The 20,239-nt window shown below is 74.7% G+C and carries 11 protein-coding genes; 3 read left to right on the top strand and 8 right to left on the bottom strand.

What is annotated here, in order from left to right:
* Window positions 1-220 precede the first annotated feature (220 nt).
* Window positions 221-1,744 carry a GMC family oxidoreductase gene (locus tag AAC944_RS35450; RefSeq protein WP_030613972.1) on the bottom strand — a complete coding sequence of 508 codons (1,524 nt, stop codon included), beginning with the start codon at window positions 1,742-1,744 and terminating at the stop codon, window positions 221-223.
* Between the two features lie 240 nt (window positions 1,745-1,984).
* On the opposite strand from AAC944_RS35450, the gene AAC944_RS35445 reads away from it, so the two are divergent.
* The 3 genes from AAC944_RS35445 to AAC944_RS35435 all read left to right on the top strand — a co-directional run bounded on the left by AAC944_RS35445 (window position 1,985) and on the right by AAC944_RS35435 (window position 4,211).
* Window positions 1,985-2,512 (top strand): MarR family winged helix-turn-helix transcriptional regulator, encoded by a 528-nt coding sequence (locus AAC944_RS35445; RefSeq protein ID WP_030613970.1) that lies wholly within the window; start codon window positions 1,985-1,987, stop codon window positions 2,510-2,512.
* Window positions 2,513-2,518: 6 nt separating this feature from the next.
* Entirely contained in the window at window positions 2,519-3,355 is an 837-nt protein-coding gene (locus tag AAC944_RS35440; RefSeq protein ID WP_030613967.1) for an EamA family transporter, read from the top strand.
* A gap of 100 nt (window positions 3,356-3,455) precedes the next feature.
* Window positions 3,456-4,211 carry a metallophosphoesterase gene (locus AAC944_RS35435; protein WP_030613964.1) on the top strand — a complete coding sequence of 252 codons (756 nt, stop codon included), beginning with the start codon at window positions 3,456-3,458 and terminating at the stop codon, window positions 4,209-4,211.
* Here the strand turns inward: AAC944_RS35435 and AAC944_RS35430 are convergent.
* Genes AAC944_RS35430 through AAC944_RS35400 form a run of 7 tightly spaced genes read right to left on the bottom strand, consistent with a single transcriptional unit; the run spans window position 4,201 to window position 20,238 of the window.
* On the bottom strand, window positions 4,201-5,520 hold the full coding sequence (locus tag AAC944_RS35430) for an MFS transporter (RefSeq protein WP_051871708.1): 1,320 nt from the start codon (window positions 5,518-5,520) through the stop codon (window positions 4,201-4,203). The genes AAC944_RS35435 and AAC944_RS35430 overlap by 11 nt on opposite strands.
* The gene (locus AAC944_RS35425) at window positions 5,517-8,594 is read right to left on the bottom strand and encodes a condensation domain-containing protein (RefSeq protein WP_030613958.1); all 3,078 of its coding nucleotides are present in this window, start codon (window positions 8,592-8,594) and stop codon (window positions 5,517-5,519) included. The genes AAC944_RS35430 and AAC944_RS35425 overlap by 4 nt, the downstream gene beginning before the upstream one ends.
* A 2-nt stretch (window positions 8,595-8,596) precedes the next feature.
* Complete coding sequence (locus AAC944_RS35420; protein ID WP_051871707.1) at window positions 8,597-9,805, bottom strand: MupA/Atu3671 family FMN-dependent luciferase-like monooxygenase; 1,209 nt, start codon at window positions 9,803-9,805, stop codon at window positions 8,597-8,599.
* A complete protein-coding gene (locus AAC944_RS35415; protein WP_037772063.1) occupies window positions 9,802-12,723 on the bottom strand; it encodes a type I polyketide synthase in 2,922 nt (973 codons plus the stop codon). The genes AAC944_RS35420 and AAC944_RS35415 overlap by 4 nt, the downstream gene beginning before the upstream one ends.
* 11 nt (window positions 12,724-12,734) lie before the next feature.
* On the bottom strand, window positions 12,735-15,974 hold the full coding sequence (locus AAC944_RS35410; RefSeq protein ID WP_030613941.1) for a non-ribosomal peptide synthetase: 3,240 nt from the start codon (window positions 15,972-15,974) through the stop codon (window positions 12,735-12,737).
* Complete coding sequence (locus AAC944_RS35405) at window positions 15,971-19,099, bottom strand: non-ribosomal peptide synthetase (protein WP_051871706.1); 3,129 nt, start codon at window positions 19,097-19,099, stop codon at window positions 15,971-15,973. Before AAC944_RS35405 ends, AAC944_RS35410 begins: the two co-directional genes overlap by 4 nt.
* Window positions 19,096-20,238, bottom strand: a complete 1,143-nt coding sequence (locus AAC944_RS35400; protein WP_037772128.1) for an SDR family oxidoreductase — start codon at window positions 20,236-20,238, stop codon at window positions 19,096-19,098. Before AAC944_RS35400 ends, AAC944_RS35405 begins: the two co-directional genes overlap by 4 nt.
* Between the last annotated feature and the right edge of the window lies 1 nt (window position 20,239).

Raw genomic sequence — 20,239 nt, 5'->3', positions numbered from 1 at the left:
CACGGCACTGGACGCGGTGAAGACGAAGCACGCCTCGTGGCAGCACACCGTCGTGAGCGAAGGCTCGGCGTGGCACAGCTCCGCGGACCGATCGCCGCACGGACGGTACTCGACGACGTCACGCAGGCCCTCGTGGGCTGACCCCCGTGACGTGACCTGACCTGCGCGCTCGGGGCCGCGCACCGCGGTCCCGAGCGCGCAGGCACGCCGCGAACCCTGGTCAGGACGCGGCGATGAGCAGGTCGGAAGCCTTCTCGCCGACCATGATCGACGGGGCGTTGGTATTGCCCGAGGGAACGGACGGCATGATCGAGGCGTCCGCCACGCGCAGTCCCCGCACGCCGTGGACGCGCAGCTCGGGGTCCACGACGGCGAGGGTGTCCTGGCCCATCCGGCAGGTGCCGACCTGATGGTGGTACGTGCCGACCGCGCGCCGCACGTACTCCCGCAGGTCCTCCCGTGTGCGGGCCTCGGGGCCCGGGGCCACCTCCGCCTTGCGCCAGGCGTCGAAGGCGTGCTGGCCGCCGATCTCGCGGCACAGCTCCACGGCGTCGACCAGCGCTTCGAGGTCGTACCGGGCGGCGAGTACGTTCGGGTCCAGCAGCGGCGCCGCCTCCGGGTCGGCCGAGGCGAGCCGGAGCGTGCCGCGGGACAGCGGCCTGACGATGCCCGGGGCGATGGTGTAGCCGTGCTCCGGCACGGGGTACGACTCGGCGGGGTAGACCAGGTGCAGGAACAGCGGTTGCAGGTCGGGGCCAGGGCGGCGCGGGTCGGTCGAGGTGAACAGCTGGCTCTCCAGCAGGTTGCCCTTTCCGGGCGGCAGCGGGCGGGACGCCTCGTAGACGTTGCTGACGAGCAGGTGGTCGTGCAGGTTCTCGCCGACGCCCGGCAGGTCGACGGCGACGTCGACGCCGACCTCCCGCAGGTGTCCGGCGGGGCCTATGCCGGACAGCAGCAGGATCTGCGCCGAACCGATGACGCCACCGCTGAGCACGACCTCGGCGGCGGCGTGGGCGCGGTGCAGGCGGCCCTCCGCCGCGTACTCCACGCCGACCGCCCGGCCGCCGTCGAGCAGGACCCGGTGCACACGGGCGCCGGTGGTCACGGTCAGCGACGGGTGGTCCCTGACCGGTACGACGAAGCTCTGCCAGGCGCTCATGCGGCGGCCGTCACGGACGGTCGCGTGGTTGAAGCCGACGCCGGTCATCTTGTCGCCGTTGAAGTCGTCCGTCCGCTCGTGCCCGAGGGCGGTGGCCGCCTCCACGAAGGCGGTCGCGGTCGGGTGCGGCTCGGTGATCCTGCTGACGGGCAGCGGGCCGCCCTTGCCGTGCCACTCGCTCTCGCCGTCGACGTGGTCCTCGGAACGCTTGAACAGGGGCAGCACGCTGTCCCAGTCCCAGCCGGTGCACCCCTCGTAGGCCCATGCGTCGTAGTCGCTGCGGTGACCGCGGATGTAGATCATGCCGTTGAGCGAGCTCGATCCGCCCAGTACCTTGCCGCGCGGCCAGAACAGCGACCGGTTGTTCGCGTGCCGCTGCGGTACGGTCATCGCCGCCCAGTCCAGCGGTGACTGCAGCAGCAGCGGCCAGCCCTGCGGGCTGTGCACGCGCTCGTCGTCGTCGACCGGCCCGGCCTCCAGGACGTGGACCGAGCGGCCCGCGTCCAGCAGGCGCCGGACGATGACACTTCCTGCCGATCCGGCCCCGACGACCACGTAGTCGTGCTCGGTGCGCGGCTCCACCATGGCAATCCCCTCCCACCACGTCGTTGTCACTGCGGGAAACGGTAGAAGCAATCGCGCCGTGTGTGTCCCCAACCGGCGCATGAGCAACCGCCGTTGACCGCACGAGCGGTCGCCGCCCTGCGCCGCGGGCCGGTTCGGCGGGCGCCGGTCCGGCTCGGGCCGGGAATGCGGGCACCCTTCCTGTACCCGCTCCGGCCTGCGAGTCCTGCGGAAAGGTGCCCCGTGTGTTATGCATGAGTCATGCATGATGCAGCGCGTACGGCCAATCTCCTGGGGGCAGTGGCGCTCGCCGTCACCGACCGGGCGCTGACGGGTGCGACACGCGGTGCCGGCATGAGCAGCAGTGCCGCCGCCGCTCTGATCGTGCTGAAGACGGCGCCGGGGCTCGGCGTCACCGAACTCGGCCGGCGGGTGGGACTGACCCAGTCCGCCGCCGCGCGCATGGTCGACTCGCTCGAAGCGGACCGGCTCGTCGAGCGGCGGCCCGGTGCCGGACGCGTGGTGACGGTGACGCTCACCGCCGGCGGGCGGCGGGTCGCGCGGCAGCTGCTGGACGCGCGCGGCGCCCCGCTCGCCGGTGTCGTCGCCGCCCTGGACGAGGACGAGCAGGCGGCGCTGGCCCAGCTGCTCGGCAAGCTCCTCACCCGCCTGTACCAGGAGTCCGGCGACGCGGACCGGCTGTGCCGCCTGTGTGACCGCGCGAGCTGCGTGAAGGGGGCCGTCTGCCCCGTCGGACAGGCGGAACGGGACGCGCGCGAGGGCGGGTGAGCAGCGATGGGCGCCCTCCTCGCACTCGCCTCGGCGGTGTGTTACGGCATCGCCGACTTCACCGGCGGCCTGCTCTCCCGGCGCACGCACTTCGTCACGGTCGCCCTCGTCGGCCAGGCCGGCGGCCTGCTGCTCAGCGCGGTCGCCGCGGCGCTGGTACCGGCCACTTCCCCGCACCCGGCCGATCTGGCGTGGGGTGCGCTGTCCGGCGTCGGGACCGGCCTGGGCATGCTCTTCCTCTACCGCGGACTGGCCCGCGGGGCGATGAGCGTCGTGGTGCCGGTCAGCGCGGTCGGCGGGGTGGCCCTGCCGGTCCTCGTGGGCGTGGCCGTCCTGAACGACCGTCCCTCCGCCGTCTCCTGGCTCGGGACAGCCGTCGCCCTGCCCGCACTGTGGCTGGTGGGCCGTGCCCGCCCCGGGGACGGGCCGGTCGCACCCGCCGCGTCCGCCGCGGGGCTGGCCGCCGGCTGCGGTATCGCGTTGCAGTACCTCGCGCTGGCGCAGGCGGGCGACGGCAGCGGGCTCTGGCCCGTGGTGGCGGGGCGCGCCGCTGCCGTCGTCACCATCGCGCCGCTGGCCGCGGCCGCACCCGCACGGCTGCGTACGACCGTCCGCCGTGCTGCCGGAGCCGCCGCCACCGGCATGACCGCGAGCGCCGCGCTGGTCTTCTACCTGCTGGCCCTGCGCGAGCAGCTCGTCAGCATCGCCGTCGTCCTCTCCTCGCTCTACCCCGCGATCCCCGTGCTGCTCGGCGTCACCGTCCTGCGCGAACGGCTGACCCGTGCCCAGCTGACGGGCGTCACCGCGGCCGGCGCCGCCGTCGCCCTGCTCGCACTGGGCTGACTCCGGCACCCGCCACCCGGTCTTCCGTGTGGTCCGGGCCGCGTCTAGATTCACGCGCGTAAGTCCCACAGCCCCCTGACCATGGCGGAGGACCGGAACGATGACAGTGATCGCGCACCTCAGCGACATCCACGTGGACGGCGACGAGCGGAGTGTCCGGCGGACCCGTGCCGTCATGGCGTACCTGGAAGAGCTGCCGTACGACCTGGACGCGGTGCTGGTGACGGGGGACATCGCCGATCACGGGCTGCCGGACGAGTACGAGCGGGCGCGCGAGGCGCTGGTCTCCCGGCATCCGGTCATGGTCTGTCCCGGGAACCATGACGAACGCGCCGCGTTCCGGCAGTTCCTGCTCGGCCGCCCCGGGACGGCGGGGCCGGTCAACGAGGTGCGCCAGCTGCCCGGGGCCGTGATCGCCCTGTGCGACTCATCGGTCCCCGGCAAGGCCGAGGGATACCTCGAGGACGAGACCCTGACGTGGCTGGAGGACGTCCTGGACCGGGCACCCGACGGCGTACCCGTACTGGTCGGCTTCCACCACCCGCCCGTCCCGCTGCACGTCCCGTACGTCGACGGCATCCGGCAGTTCGGGGCCGGGCGGCTGGCCGCGGTAGCCGAACGCCACCCCGGACTGACGGCGTTCCTCTGCGGTCACGCGCACACCCCGGCAGCGACCACCTTCGCCGGACGGCCGCTGCTCGTGGCACCCGGGGTGACCTCCAGCATCCGGCTGCCGTGGGAGCGTCAGGACCACCCCGGGCACCACGTCCACCTGGACCAGCCGCCCGCGCTCGCCTTCCATGTGCTGGGCGAGGACGGGCGGCTGACGACGCATCACCGATGGGTCAGTGCGTGAGCGGTTGTTCCTGGGTGCCGGTGGTGCGGCCCAGGCCGCGCAGGGCGCGGTTGGTGAGGGCGTAGAGGATCAGGAGGCAGTAGAGCCCGCCGAAGATCGTGAGGGTGGCGGTCAGGCCCGCGTGGTCCGCCAGCCAGCCGGTGAGGAAGATGCCGAGCGGCGCGACGGCGAAGGCCATGGCCATCACGGCACCCCACACCCGGCCGAGCAGCGACTCCGGCGTGACCGCCGTGACGACCCCGGTGACCAGGGGGTTGATCGGGCCGCTGGCCAGGCCGATGGCGAAGGACACCAGCAGCATCAGCCAGAGCCCCGGTTGCGCGATCATGCACAGCCGGGCCAGGCACACCAGGCCGAAGCAGCCGACGAACGTGGCCCAGCGGTTGGTGAGCAGCCGGCGGCTGGCCGGGGCGTAGCCGAAGGAACCGGCGACCGCGCCGATGCCGTTGGCCGCGAGCAGCCATCCGACGAGGTCCGCGTCGTGCAGCACCTCACGGCTGTAGACCGGCAGCAGGACCGGGGTCAGGGCGTCGTCGAGGAAGTTGGTGACGACGACGACGCTGATGATGGCGCCCAGTACGGGGGTGCGCAGGATGAAGCGGCCGCCGTCCGTGACCTCACGCAGGAAGCCCGGACGCGGAGCCGGTTCCGCCCCGGCCTCCGGAGCCGGCTCCGCGCCTTCGGCCGGCTTCCCCCGCCCTCGGGGTACGGCCACGACGATGAGGAGTGCCGAGACCAGGAACGTCGCGGCGTCCACGTACAGCACCGCGGCCGGGCCGGTGAGCCCGGCCATCAGCGCGGCCGCCGGCGGGCCCACGACGTAGGCGACGCGCTGGGCGGAGTGGAAGAGGGAGTTGGCCGTCTCGGGGCGGGTCCCCGCGGCGTTCGTCACCTGCGGCAGCAGGGCGAGCCGCGCCGCGGCACCCGGGGCGTCGGCGAGGGTGCGCAGGAACAGCAGGGCCATCAGGACGGGCAGGGCGAGGCCGACCGAGCCGTGCAGTGCCGGGACCGCTGCCATGCACACACCGGCGGCCAGGTCGGCCGCCACGCTGGTGCGGCGGGGGCCGACCCGGTCGGTGACGACCCCGCCGGCCAGCCCCGCGATGATCATCGGCAGGGCGTTGGCGAACCCGGCGGCGCCCGCCTGGGTGGCGCTGCCGGAGATGTCCAGTACGTAGAGCGGCACCGCGACCAGGGTCATGGTGTTGCCGATCCAGGACAGGTAGTTCGCCGCCACCAGCGCGGTCAGCGGGCGCTTGGAGCCCGTCACGGGGTGTCCGGTGTCCGTGCTCATGCGGGACGTGCTCATACGGGACGTGCATCCTTCCGGCCGCGGGTGAGATCGGCGAGCATCTGGTTCACCGCGTCCAGCGGCATGCCGGCGGTGGTGGACGGCGCGCTTCCGCGGTGCCGCGCGAGCCGGCCGAATTCCTCCGCCGCCACTGCCGCCGCGGCGCGTACCGCATCGGCGTCGACCGCGTCGGGGCTGAACTTCCAGGTGAACGCGGCTTCATGAGCGTCCGTCTCGCAGACGACGGACACCGCGTGGTAGCGCGGGGCGTCCGCGTTCCCCGAAGGACCGACCTGCTCCTCGACGGCCAGCAGCGCTTCGCCGTCCCCCCGGTTCTCCCCGTCCGCCGCGCCGCTGAGCAGCGTGCCGACGTGGTTGAAGGACACCTCAGGGCGTCCCAGGGCGGCGACCTCGGCGCGTACCTCCGGGTCGTCGGACCAGCGCAGCGCCAAGTAGCCCGTGCCGCCTTCCGGTACGGCGTCCAGCGCCCGGCCCACCGCGTGGACGTGGCTCGCGGCGTCGCCGCCGAGGGGCAGCCGGACCGGGTGCACGGTGGCGTAGAAGCCGACGGACCGCAGCGGGTCCCAGCCGGCCACGGGCGGCAGTTCGCGGCCGGGGCCGATCACGTCGACGACGGCGTCCGCACCGCCGAACCAGGGGTGTACGGCACGGCCGACCGCGGTCAGCGCCTCGGTGTACCAGCCCGGTCCGTCCGCTCCGCCCGGCCCGGCGTCGCGCGGCGGGAGCGGGACCCGCACCCGGTGGGCGGTCTCCGCGCCGATCAGATCGGGGCCGCCGGTGCGGCAGCCCAGCGGCTTCAGGTCACGCAACTGCTCGCGCCAGTAGGGCAGTTGTTGGCGTACGTCGCGGGCCCGCTGGGCGGCGGCGACGGCGGAGGGGTGCCGCTCCTCCGGTACCGGGCGCTCCCCGCGGTAGGCCAGGGCGAGTTCCGTGGCCAGTACGTGCCAGGAGAGACCGTCGACGACCAGGTGGTGGGCGGTGAGGACCAGCCGGTCGGGCCGGCCGGGGATCAGGGAGACGGCGAAGAGCGGCCCGTCGCCCAGGTCGAACGCCTCGCGGTGGGCGGCGGCCACGTCGGCGGGCGCGGTGTCCGGTTCCTCGACGCGCCAGAGCCAGCGGTCCGCCGGTGCAGCGCGCCAGCCGCCGTCGTGGCGGTGGAAGACGGTGCACAGCCCGGGATGGGCCGCGACGACCCGCTTGGTCACGATCTTCATCCACTCCGGGTCCAGGCCACGGGCCGCGGTGAGGACCAGGCTGTGCGACCACAGTTCGGTGCGCGGCAGCCCGCCTTCGAGCAGGTCCTCCTGCTGGGGGCTGACCGCGCCGACGGCGTGCGCCGCGTCGTCCGGCGTGCCCGGGTCCCGGCGGGCGAGGCCGAGCTGGCCGCGGATGGTGGGGGCGTGGAAGATCTGCCGGGGGCCGATGTCGAAGCCGGCCGCGCGCAACGCGTGCGACAGCTGGATCACCTTCAGGGACGTGCCGCCGCTGTGGAAGAAGTTGTCGTCCGGGCCCACTTCCGTGCCGAGTACGTCGGCCCAGACGGCGGTGAGGGTACGCAGCTCCTCTGTCGGCGGTTCAGGCAGCGCCGCGGTGCGGTCCGCGGGCGCGGTGGCGGTGGCGGTGACGGCGGGCCGGGGCGCCTCCCGTACGCGCAGCGGCTCGTCGGGACGCTCGGTGAAGAGCTGGACGAGCGTGAGCAGGCGCCGGGTGAGCCGCTCCACGGTGGCGTCGGTGAACAGCTCGGTCCGGTACTCCAGCCGCCCGTACAGCCGGTCCCCAGCACGCCACCAGCCGACGGTGATGTCCATCGGCGAGACGCCGTCCTCGACCTCCGTACCGATCACCTCGGCGCCCGGCGCTTCGAGGACGGTGTCGTCGAAGTCGAGGACGAGGTGCATGGTCTGCAGCAGCGGGTAGTGGTCGAGGCTGCGTTCCGGCGAGGCCGCCTCGACGATCTCGCTGAAGGGCGTCTCGCGGTGGTCGGCGACGGCCGCCGACGCCTCCCGCACGGCCGCGAGGACCTGCGCCGGCGTCGGCTCCTGCGGCAGGCGGGCGCGGACCGGCACGTTGGTGAGCAGGAAGCCGATCAGGTCACTGGTCTCGGGTCTGCCGCGGGTGGCGCTGGGCAGCCCGACGACGATGTCGTGCAGCCCGGTCTCCTCGTGCAGCAGCGCGACGTACGCGGACAGCAGGGCGTCCGACAGGGTCACCCGCTGCTTGCGGCAGGCGGCGAGGAAGGCCGTGCTCACGTCCGGGTCGAGCAGGAAGTAGTGGTGCTTGCCCTCGTGCCCCGCGCCCGCCGGGGAGGCGTCGTAGGGCAGCGGGAGCCGCTCGGGCGCGCCGTCGAGGTGGTCCCGCCAGAACCGCCGGCAGCGGTCACGGTGGGGTCCCGTGAAACGGTCCCGCTGCCATTCGGCGAAGTCCCCGAACTGTACGGGGAGTTCGGGCACTCGGGCGGGCCGTCCTTCGAGTGCGGCCCGGTAGTGCTCCAGTAGTTCCCGGTTGAGGCGTACGTAGGACCACTGGTCGGTCGCCGAGTGGTGCATGGTTTCCACGATCTGGTACTCGTCGTCGGCGGTCCGCAGGACGAAGATGCGCAGCAGCCCGCCGCTCGCGAGATCGAAGGGCCGGCGCACCAGCGTACGGATGGTCTCGTGCAGCCGCTCGGGCTCCGCGCGCAGGTCGAAAGTGCGGACGGGCGAGCCGACGTCCTCGTGGACGCGCAGCAGGGGGGTGCCGTCGTGCACCTCGACGCTGGAGCGCAGCAGGTCGTGCCGGCGTACGACCGCCTCGGCAGCGGCCCGGAACGCGTCCTCGTCGAAGGCGCCCTTGAAGCGCATGCCGGCGCTGATGTTGTAGGTGTGCCGGCCCGGGTCGAGCTGGTCCAGGATCCAGATGCGCTCCTGGTCCAGGCCGAGTCGGGAGACGGTGCGGTCGCCGGTGCGCCGGGTGAGCGGCGGTTCCGGCTCGGGCCGGTCCTGGCCGCGTCCGCCGAGTCGCTGCCGGAGTGCCGCGCGCTGCTGCGGGGTCAGCCGGGCGAGGCGCTGGGACACCGAGTCCGGTGAGGTCATGGTCACGCGCTCCTGTCGCCGGAGTCGGAAGCGGGGTCGGGGCGGACGGCGGCTGCGGGCCCGGTGGGTGCGGGCCGTGCGGCGGACGCGGGCCCGGCGGCTTCGGGCAGCAGTCCGGCGAGTGCGGGCAGGCCTGCCAGTACGTCCTGGGCCGGCAGCCCGAAGTCGATCAGGCAGCCCACCTCGTCGGCGCCCGCCTCGGCCAGCCTGGCCAGTACGGCACGGGCCTTGTCCGGGCCGCCCAGCAGTGACGGGCCCGCCAGGTAGTCCTGGAAGGCCGCCTCCAGCAGTACCTCCTCCTCTCCCCCGCCCGTCTGGGAGCGGTAGGAGGAGAGGTAGGCGTGGAGGGCGGGCCGCAGCCGCTCCTCCAGGTCCGGCGCGTCGCTGACGTACGCGTGGGTCATCACGACCACGTCACCGTCGCCGGGGTGGCCTGCCGTGCGCCGGGCCTCCCGGTAGCGCAGGATGTTCTCCCGCAGCTGGTTGAGGGTCTGGCCGAGGAGCGCGGTCATCACTCCGTGGCCCGCGGTGCCGGCCGCCACGAAGGTGTCCGGGTTGCCGGCCGCGGTGATCCAGACGGGGAGTTCGGGCTGTACGGGCCGGGGCTGCGCGAGGACCTTCGCGGGTTCGCCGGCCGTGCTCGGGAACTCCACCGCCTCGCCCGCCCACAGCCGGCGCACCTGGTCAGCGGTGCGCAGCAGGACGTCCTTGCGCTCGTCGTACGGCGTGCGGGCGAGCACGAAGTCGTCGGGGTGCCAGCCGCTGGCGAAGGAGATGCCGGTCCGCCCGCCGGAGAGGTTGTCCACCACCGCCCATTCCTCGGCGATGCGCACCGGGTGGTGCAGCGGAGCGGCGACGCTGCCGGCCCGGATGCCCAGCCGGCGGGTCCGTACGGCGGCAGCGGCGGCGAGGACGGACGGGTTGGGGTGGGAGCCCCCGAAGTCGACGAAATGCCGTTCGGGGAACCACGCGGCGTGGAAGCCCTGCTCGTCGGCGAACTCGCAGGCCCGCAGCATCATGTCGTAGTAGTCGGGTGCGGCCAGCGCGCGGGCCTGCGGGAAGAAGTACAGGCTGAGCCGGGCGGGCGGGCCTTCGTACGTCTCCTGCGGTACGGCCTGGGCGCTGCCGCGCGCCCGCTCCTTCATGCGCCGCCGCAGCAGCTCGCGCTGCTCGGGGGTGAGCTGTCCGAGTCGTGCGTCGATCCCGCTCACGCGTTCCCCTCCTGCCGGCCGTCCGCCTCGATCTCCGCGAGCAGTTCCAGCAGCCCGCTGTCGTCACGTTCGTCGAGCAGTTCCTGCACCCGTGCGGCGAAGTCGCGGAAGGTGGAGTGCTCGTAGAGGTCCTGGAGGCGGACGTCGAGCAGCAGCTGGTCGCCGATGACCGTGATGAGCTGCGCGGCTTGCAGGGACGTGCCGCCCAGCTCGAAGAAGTTGTCCTCGGGGCGGATCGCGGGACCGCCGAAGGACTCCTGCCACAGGGCGGCGAGCAGCTCCGCCGCGCCTTGCGGAGCGCTTTCCGCGGCGGGCTCAGCAGCAGCCTCGGGAGCGGCGTCCGCGGCCGGCCCTGTGGGATCCGCGCCCGCCCAGTACGTGGTGTCGGCGAAGACGTACCCCGGTACCGGGCGGCCCGTGACCGGGGGCGCCACGAGGTCCGGCACGTCGCACCCCGCCGTCCATGCCGCGCCGAGCGCCGCCAGGTGCACGGCGGCCTCGTCACGCGAGCCGTCGCCGAGCAGTTCGGCGAGTACCGGTGCGTGCTCGGCGCCGCGGGTGGCCCGGCGCAGCTGGGCGGTGAAGGTGCGCCCCGGCCCGGCTTCGAGCACGAGGTCGGGAGCCGTGCCGAGGAGGGTGTCGACGGCGTCGGCGAACCGTACGGTGCTGCCCAGCTGCCGGCCCCAGTACGCGGGGTCGGTGGCCTCGGCGGCGGTCAGCGCCTTGCCCGTGACGTTGGAGAGCACCGTCGCACGGGGCGCGTGGCGGGTCAGCCGGCGGAGGAACGCGGTGAAGGACTCGGCCGCGTCCGCCATGGACCGGGAGTGGAAGGCGTGCGCGGTGGGCAGCCGCCGGGTCTTGACGCCGCGCTCGGCGCAGCGCCGTTCCGCCTCGGTGACGTGCTCGGCCGCGCCGCCGAGCACCACCGTGTCGGCGGCGTTGACGGCGCAGACGTCCACCGGCAGGCCCGCGCTGATCTCCCGTACCTGGTCCTCGCCGGCCCGGGCCGCGGTCATCACGCCGGCCGGTGCCTGGCCCATGAGGCGGCCGCGCTCGACGACGGCGGCCGCGCCGTCCGCCTCGGAGAAGACGCCGGCCCAGGTGGCGGCGGCGAGTTCGCCGACGCTGTGGCCGAGCAGGACCGAGGGCGTCACGCCGTGCCGTTGGAGGCCGCGCAGCAGGGCCAGTTCGAGGGTGAACAGCAGCGGCTGGACGACCGCGGTCCGCAGCCACCGCGGGTCGTCGGACGGCCAGTTCCAGCAGTCCTCCAGGTCCGGTCCGCCCTGCGCGCGGACGAGGTCGCGCAGCTCGCGCCAGTCCTGGGCGAATGCGGGGTCGGCGGCCTGGAGCGTACGGCCGGTACCGGCGAGGGAGACGCCCTGTCCCGGCAGGAGTACGGCGACGGACGGGCCGGTCACCGCCCGGCGGGTTGCCGCGGCCTTGTCCAGGGCGTCCGCCAGCGCGGCGCGCGCCGTGGCCTCGTCGCCGCCCTCGACGGCGGCTGCCCAGCGGTACGGGAGCCGGCGGCGGCCGTGCCACAGCGTGCCCAGGGTCTCGGTCAGCGGTGTTCCGCCGTCGCGTACCGCCGTGGCCAGCGCGGCCGCGGTGCGCCGCAGTGCGTCGGGGCTCGCGGCCGAGAGCACGGCCGGCCCCCGTCCCGGCCAGGCGGCGGGCTCGTCGGCGCGTGCCGGTTCGGCCAGGATCACGTGGGCGTTGGTGCCGCCCAGGCCGAAGGAGCTGACCGCGGCGTACCGGGGGCGGTCGGCGGGCCAGGGGGTGGCCTGGCGGGGCAGCCGGAAGCGTGCCGCGCCCAGGGCGGCGTCGGGGCCGTCCCCCGGCTGCTGGGGTACGGGCGGGATCGTCCCGTGCTGGACGGCGAGGGTGGCCTTGATCAGGCCGATGACGCCGGCCGCCGTGTCGGTGTGGCCGATGTTCGCCTTCACCGCGCCGAGCGCGCAGGGTCCGTCGCCGTCGCCGTAGGCCTGGGCCAGTGCGGAGAGCTCGACGCGGTCGCCCAGTTCCGTGCCGGTGCCGTGCGTCTCCACGTAGCCGATGTCGCCGGGCTTGCAGCCGGCGACGTCCAGTGCCTCCTGGATGCAGGCCGCCTGGCCGGCCGGGCTGGGTGCGACGAGGCTCATCCGGTCCGCGCCGTCGTTGTTGAGGGCGCTGCCCAGCAGTACAGCGCGGGTGCCGCGGGTTGCTTCCTCGGCCCTGCGGAGCACCACCACTCCGGCCCCGCTGGCGGGTACGGTGCCGCGGCTGCCCTCGGTGAACGGGCGGCAGCGGCCGTCGGGCGAGAGCACGTCGCCCTCCCGGAAGGTGTACCCCTCGTCCAGCGGCAGCTGGAGGGTGACGCCGCCGGCGAGGGCGATGTCGCATTCGTAGGTGAGCAGGCTGCGCATGGCGACGTGCACCGCGACCAGGGAGGTGGAGCACGCGGTCTGCACGGTCAGGGCCGGTCCGGTGAGGCCCAGCCGGAAGGCGAGCGAGGTGGCGAGGAAGTCCTTCTCGTTGCCCAGGGAGATCTGCTGGCGGCCGGCGGCGCGGCTCAGTGCGGGGTCGGTGTCGACGTAGCGGTGGCGGTAGCCGCTGTCCCCGCCGCCGAGGAAGACCCCGACCCGGCCCGGGTCGCGTTCGGTGTCGAGGCCCGCGTCCTCCAGGGCCTGCCAGGCGAGTTCGGTGATGATGCGCTGCTGCGGGTCGGTGACCGCCGCCTGAGTGGGCGTCAGGCCGAACAGTTCGGCGTCGAACTCGGCGGCCCGGTCGATCCGGCCCACTCCCAGGGTGCCGTCGTCGCGGACCCCCGGGAGGGCCACCCGGCCCTGCACGAGGTTGTCCCAGAAGGTGTGTGCGTCGGCGGCTCCGGGCACCCGGAGGGCGACTCCCACCACGGCGATGGCGCTGTCGAGTGCGTGCATGTGCTTCTGCCTCAATTCGTGGCGCGTGACGTGGCGGACGGTCCTGCGGGCTGCCGTCTCGCGCGCCAGGTGCTCAGGGCGCGGGAGCGGTCGCGGCCACGGGTGTCCCCCGTGGGCCGGGTGTCAGCGGCGGCCGTGCCGTGGCCGTCGAGGTGTGCCGCCAGGGTCCGCAGTGTGGTGTGTCGGAAGAGGTCCCCCACGGTCAGTCCGGGGTGGTCGGTCCGCAGTGCGGCCAGCACCCTGAGCATGCCGTTCGAGGTACCGCCCAGGTCGAAGAAGGTGGCGTCGGGGTCGGACACGGGAGCGCCGAGCACCCGCTCCCAGACCTGCCGCAGGCGCGTTCCGGTGCTGCCGGTCCGGGCCGTGGCCCCGCCGGGCGCGCCGGGCTGCGGCTCGGCCGCCCAGCGGGCCAGTGTGCCGCGGTCGAGCTTGCCGTTGGGCAGCTGCGGCAGCGCGGGCACGTGGTACCAGGCGACCGGCACCATGACCGGCGGGAGCCAGTCCTCGGCGTGGGCCCGCAGCGTGTCGAGCAGGTCGTGGGGCACGGGCCGCAGCGAAGCCTGCGGGGAGCCGGACTCCGGGGAGGCGGGTGCCCGGTCCGCGGCCTGACCGTCCGGCAGGAACGCCACGAGCTGGGTCGCCGCCGCGTTCGGGGCGACGGCGAGGTCGGGGACGCCGGGCGCGGAGCGCAAGGCCGCCTCGGCCTCCTCCAGTTCGACGCGCTGGCCCAGGATCTTGCACTGGCCGTCGCGCCGCCCCAGGAAGCGCAGCCCTCCGGGGTCGTCGAGCACGGCCAGGTCCCCGGTGTCGTAACCGCGCAGGCCGGCGTCGCCTCCGGTGGCGACGAACCGCTCCTCGGTGAGCTGCGGCCGCCGCCAGTACCCTTCGGCGACCCCGGCGCCGCCGATCACCAGCCGGCCGGGGCAGCCCGGCGGGAGCGCCCGGCCGAGCGCGTCCACCACGTGGCAGGACTCGCCGGGCAGCGGCAGACCGATGCGTACGGGGTCGCCGGACCGCACGCGCGAGACGGTGGACCAGACCGTGGTCTCGGTGGGGCCGTAGCAGTTGACCACGGGTCCGGGCACGAGCGCGGCCAGGTCGTCGGCGAGGTCCTGCGGGAGGGGTTCGCCGCCCACGAGCAGACCGCCGAGCCGGCCCAGCAGGGCGCGGCCGTCCGGGTCGCCGGTGAGGAGCCGGGCGACGGTGGGCGTGCACTGGTACAGCGCGCCGTCCGGCACTCCGGCGCCGGTCACCTGCCGGTGGCCGGTCACCAGCACCGTCCGGCCGCGCGTCAGGGGCCAGAAGAGTTCGAGCGCGCTGATGTCGAAGGAGAGGCTGGTACCCGCAACGGTGACCGCGGCGCCGGGCAGTTCCCGGTCGCAGGCGTCGAACAGGGCCGTCAGCTGCGCATGACCCACGACGACGCCCTTGGGCCGTCCCGTGGAGCCGGACGTGTAGATCAGGTATGCCCGGCCGGGTCCCGCGGCACCGGCAGCCGGCGGCTCCCCGGGCGGCCGGGAGCCGGTGAGCGCGGCCATGTCGAGCGCGGGGCGGCCCGGGAGGTCCCGCAGCGCCTGCGGCAGCGCGCGGTCCCCGAGGAGCGCTGCCAGGTCCGCGTCCTCGGCGACGTACCGCAGGCGTTCCTGCGGGTATTCCGGGTCCAGCGGCACGTACACGCCGCCGGCCTGCCATACGCCCAGGACCGCCGCGACGAGGTCCGTGCCGCGGGGCAGGCAGATGCCCACCCGGTCGCCGGACCGTACGCCGCTCCCGGCCAGCGCCCCGGCGACCGTGCCCGCGCGCTCCGCCAGCTCCGCGTAGCTCAGCGAGCCGTCGGCGCCGGTCACCGCGACCGCGTCCGGGGTGTCGCGGGCGTGCCGGAACACCAGCTCGTGCACGGGCGGATGCGACACCGGAGCGAGTTCCTGCCCCGCCAGGACGGACAGCTCGCGGCGCTCCTCATCGCCGAGCAGGTCGAGCGCGGCGAGCGGGCGTCCGGGGTCCCCGGCGGCCTGCTCCAGGAAGCGGACGACGTGGTCCAGCATGTGCGCCGCGCGGTCGGGCGGCAGGGCGCCGGACCGGTAGGCCACCTCCAGCCGCATGCGGCCGTCGGGGAGGTGGCACAGCGCCAGCCCGCAGTCGTACTCGGCCTCCTCGGCCAGCTGCTCGTTCACGCGCCAGCGCACGCCGCCCGCGGTCGTCTCCGGTACGGGGACGATCTCGGTGCACAGGACCTGCGCCAGCGGCTTGCGGTCCGGCCGGCGTACGGCACCCACGCTGTCGAGGATGTCCTCGAAGGGCAGCTCGGCCATCTCCAGCGCGTCCAGGAGCGCGTCGACGGTCCGGTCCACCGCCGTCGCGGTGTCCGCGCCGGAGAGGCGGAGGCGTACCGGGACGGTGTTCTGGAGACAGCCGATCCGCTGGTCGCCGCCGGTGCCCCGGCCGCTGACCGGGACGGCCACCACGACGTCGTCGCGGTCCAGGTACCAGCTCAGGACGGCGCACACCGCGGTGAGGAACTGGGCGAACGGGCCCGCCCCGGTCAGCTCGGCGCGCTCCTTGAGCCGGCCGGACAGCGCTTCCGGGAGGATGCGGTCGCGGATCTCCCGGCGGCGCCCGGAGCCGCGGACCGTCCACGGCGGTTCGGTGGTCTGCGGGCAGCCGTCCAGGTACTCCCGCCAGGCGGCCCGCAGTTCCTCGCGACGCGCCTCGCCGAGCGGCGCCGGGCCCTCGGCCGGAACGGGCGGTGCGGCGTCGGTGCCGTGGGCGTCCGTACCGTGGGCGTCCGGAACTTCGGCCGCGGCTTTCTCGTACGCGGTGCCCAGCGCGGTCAGCAGGATCGCCGTCGAATCGTCGTCGAAGACGGCGTGGTGCACGGCGATCAGGCAGTGGGTGCGGCCGGGACCGACGAACGCCCTGATCCGGCAGAGCGGGCCACGGCCGTGCACGAACGGTACGGCGAGCGCCGCGCGCTCCTTCTCGGCGAGGGCTTCGGGCTCCTCGGTCTCGACGACGGCCGTCTCGACCTCGTCGGCGTCGTGGACGTGCTGGACGAGTCCGTCGTCCTCCAGGTGCAGCGAGGTACGCAGCGCGGGGTGGGCCACCACGACGTGGCGCAGGGCGCGCCGCAGCCGTCCGGCGGCCACCGGCCCCTCGGCGGTGAGGTGTTTGACGAGGGTGCGGGCGGCGCCGCCGTCGGCCCCGTCGAGCAGGTAGAAGCGCAGCTGTCCCGGAGTGGCGGGGCGGCTCATACGGCGCCCTCCCGCGTGCGGGAGCGGACCAGTTCCGCCATCGCCGCCGGGGTCGCGTGGCGGACGATCTCGCGGAGCCGGAGGTCGGGGAGGCCGGCGTCGCGCAGCGCCGTCTTGAGGCGCAGGGCGACCAGCGAGGTGCCGCCCAGGGCGAAGAAGTTGTCGCCGGGGCCGACCGGTACGCCGAGCACCTGCTGCCAGACCTCGGTGATCCGGTCGAGTACGGCACCGTCGTCCGGCTCCTCGGGAGCCGCGTCCGTTTCCGGTCCGGCGGGGCTGCCGCCGGTACTCCCGGCGGTCCCCGGTGCGGGCAGCGCCGCCGTGTCGAGCTTGCCGTTGCCGGTGAGCGGGAGGGCCGGCAACGCGGTCAGCGTCGCGGGGACCATGTGCTCGGGCAGCCGGGCCGCCGCGCGGCGCAGGACGTCCTCGGCGGTGCCGCCGGGGGCGAGGACGGCGTAGGCGTCGAGCCGGGCCTCGGCCGTGCCCGCGCCGCCGACGACGACCGCGGCGGAGTGCACGGCGGGGTCTTCGAGGAGGACGCCGCGGATCTCGCCGAGTTCGATGCGGAAGCCACGGATCTTGACCTGGGCGTCGAGCCGGCCCAGGTGTTCCAGGGTCCCGTCGGGGAGGTAGCGGCCCCGGTCGCCGCTGCGGTACAGGCGTCCGCCGGGGCCGGTGGCGGGGTCGCCGGTGGTGAACCGTTCGGCCGTCAGCTCGGGCCGGCCGAGGTAGCCGAGCGCGACGCCCGCCCCGCCCACGTGGATCTCCCCCGGCACGCCGGGCGGCACCGGGCGTCCGGCGGGGTCCAGGACGTACAGGTCCCAGCCGGGCAGCGGCCGGCCGACCGCGCGGCTGCCGGCGAGGGCGTCCTCGCGGGTCATGGTGTGGCTGGTGCAGTGCACGGTCGTCTCCGTGATGCCGTACATGTTCTCCACCCGGGCGGTGGGGTAGCGGTCGAACCACGGCAGCAGTGCCGCGCTGTCCAGCGGCTCACCGCCGAAGACGAGGAGCCGTACGGTGAGTCCGCCGCGTGTCATGCGGTCGGTGGCCAGCAGCAGCCCGAACGCGGTCGGGGTCTGGCTGAGTACGGTGACCTCCTCCTCTTCCAGCAGCCGGTGGAACTCCTCCGGGTTGCGGGAGACCTCGTAGGGCACGACCACCAGCCGCCCGCCGGTCAGCAGGCAGCCCCAGATCTCCCAGACCGAGAAGTCGAAGGCGAAGGAGTGGAAGAGGGTCCACACGTCCGCCGGCCCCAGGTCCAGCGGTCCGCGGGTGGCGGTCAGCAGGGCCACGACGTTGCGGTGCGCGACGAGGACGCCCTTGGGCCGCCCCGTCGAGCCGGAGGTGTAGATCACGTAGGCCGGCGCTCCGGGGTCGACGGCGGGCAGCGCCACGTCCTCGTCCGGCGCGGTCCCGTGCACGCAGACCCATGTCGCGTACGGCCGCTCCCCCGGCGGCGGTTCCGCCGTGTCGCCGAGCACGACGGAGATCCCGGCGTCCTCGGTCATGAAGGCGAGCCGGGCCTCGGGGTAGGCCGGGTCCAGCGGGACGTACGCGGCGCCGGTCTTGAGCACCGCCAGCAGGGCGACCACCAGGTCGGCCGAGCGCGCCATGCGCACCCCGACCCGGTCCCCCGACGCCACCCCGGACGCGAGGAGCCGGCGGGCCACGGTGTCGGAGCGCGCGTCCAGTTCGGCGTAGCTGAGCGCCGTCTTCTCGTCGGTGACGGCGATGCGGTCGGGTGTCTGCGCCGCGCGCCGGGCGAACAGCTCGGGTACCGATACGGCTTCGGGCGCGAGGCGGGCGCCGCGTGCGGTTTCCAGGGCGGCACGCCGGTCGTCCGGGGCGAGGGTGTCCACCGACCCCAGGGGCGCGTCGGGGTGGTCGGCGAAGGCTTCGAGCACGGCGACGACCTGGCGGGCGAAGCGGGCGGCGGTGTCCGGGGAGAACCACCGGTGCTGGTACTGGATGAGCCCGCGGGCCTCGTCCGTCGCCTCCAGGTCGAGGGAGAGCAGCATCGGGAACTTGGCCACGCCGAGGTCGGGGGACGGATGCGGCACGGCGGTGAGGCCGGCGGCGTGCAACACCTGGGGCTGCCAGTACGGCGCGACGGCGACGTTGAGCGCGGCTGCCGCCGGTCCCGTGTCCCCGGCCGGGAGGACGTCGAAGAGCGGCAGGTCGGCGGTGCGGTAGGCGCCGAGTGCCCGGCGGTGGACCGCGCGCAGGTGGTCACCGACCGTGTGGTCGTCCGTGTGGTGGACGGGGACGGCGACGGTGGAGCTGAAGTAGCCGATGGTGTGCTGCTCGCGGACGGGCCGGCGGCTGACGAACGCGCCCACCAGCGCAGCCGGGGCCTGGCCGTTGTGGGCCCAGACCAGGCCGACGGCCGCGGTGAGCGCGGAGTAGCGGGTGACGCCGAGGCTCCGGGCCGTGGCGGTGAGCCGCTGCCACACGGCGGCGGGGACGGTGAACTCCGTCTGCGCGCCGTCGGCGTCGGCCGCGTCGCTGTCCCCGCAGCCCCACTCGGGTGCGCCCGCCGCCTCAAGGGCCGCGAGTTCCGCGCGCAGGTGCGCGGCGCGCCGGGCGCCGTCCCCGGCCGTTGCGGCGGCCGCCGTCGCCCATGCCGGGTAGTCGCCGGTCTGCGGGGTGCCGCCGTCGGAGAGCAGTGCGGCGACGAGTTCGTCCATGGACCTGTCGTCGACCGCGAGGTGGCTTGCGGTCAGGACGAGGTCGGCGCTGTCGTCGGCGCGGCGGAGGAGCGCGGCCCTGATGAGCGGTCCGCGCGTGAGGTCCAGGGGGCGCCGGCCCTCCTCGCGGATCATCCGCGTGGTGTCGGCTTCGGTGGCGTCGTCCGGTACCTTCTCGTCACGCCAGTCCGGCGCGGCGTCCGTGCGGGCCATGCGCAGCCCGGACGGGTCCTCGACGATGCGTGCGGAGAGCGCCGGGTGGGTGCGGACGAGCGTGCCGAAGCGGTCTCTGAGGCGCTCGGCGTCCCAGGCTCCGGTCAGGCGGTGGGCGACGACCACACTGTGCAGCTCGGGCCGTTCCGCGACGGAGTCGGCGAGGTGGATGCCCGTCTGGTGCGGGGTCAGCGGCCAGGAGGCCGGTGCGGGGCCCGTGCTCATCCGGCCACCCCCACCTGTTCGGTGACGCGTGCCCGGTACCGTGCGTAGCGCTCGGCGATCTCCGCGGCCCGGTCCTCCGCCTCGGCCAGCGGCAGTACGTCGCACGCGTAGCCCAGTTCCTCGGTCAGTACGCCCATCGAAGCGCTCTCGAAGACCACCGTGCCGTCCGGGCGGATCTCGGAGATGCCGTCGTGGCGCTGGCCCGAGAGGTTGATGGCGACGGCCTCCTCCTCGGTCATGCCGTCGGGCAGCAGTGTGCGGAAGGTGCCGGACTCGATGGCTACGGGGTAGCCGCCGACGAGACCGCCGGGGCCGGGGGCGTGCACCTCGGCGTCGCGTCCGTCGATGAGCGGTTCGAGGACGCTGAGCGCGGACGCCGCCGTCATCGCCTGCCCGGGCAGGCCTCCGGTACGGCGGTACTCGCCGGGCAGCCGCCGCAGCAGGTCGGGCACGTCCACCGTCGCGGTGACGTCGCGGCCCTCGCACAGGACGGCGAGCCCCATGCGCGCGGGGCCGCTGTCGCCGCGGCGCGAGAGGCGGTGCGAGACGTAGTGGTGCGCGACCAGGCGTACGTCCACGTCGGCGACGTGCCGGCCGAGCTGGGCAGCGGCCGCGGTGCGGATGCCCGGCACGTTGTTGGCGACGTTGCCGATGCCGAGGTGGGGCGAGAGGCCGACGGCGAAGAGCACCGGGTGCACGGCGTCGGGGTAGGAGGCGTTGACGACGACCGCTTCGCTGTCCGCCATCCGCACGGCTTCCATGGCCTTGAGCGTCGGCACCAGGTGCATGGGCAGCCAGGGCCCGTAGTTGGCGGCGTACAGCCGCTGGAAGGCGGCCTCGGGCAGCGCCGATATCTGCCACCACGACTGGTAGCTCGCCGCGAGGAAGAGCACGTCGGGGCGGAAGGCCGCGATCTGTTCGGCGGTGCGGGCCACGTCGGTCAGGTCGGTGAGGGCGTGGTCGACCCGGGGCGTGCGGCCGCGTTGCAGGCCGCAGAAGCGTGCCAGGTTGGCGGCGCGCAGGGTGACTTCCGCGTTCCTGCCGACGAGCCGGACGTGGCGTTCGCCCGTGGCGTGGGCGAGCTCGTGGAAGACCCGCCGTCCCAGGTCGCCGGCGCCCAGGACCATGATCTTGCGCATG

The organism is Streptomyces sclerotialus (genome assembly GCF_040907265.1).
Taxonomy (GTDB): Bacteria; Actinomycetota; Actinomycetes; order Streptomycetales; family Streptomycetaceae; genus Streptomyces; species Streptomyces sclerotialus.
Note: the sequence above shows the minus strand (reverse complement) of the source record. Positions and strands in the feature narration are given on the sequence as shown.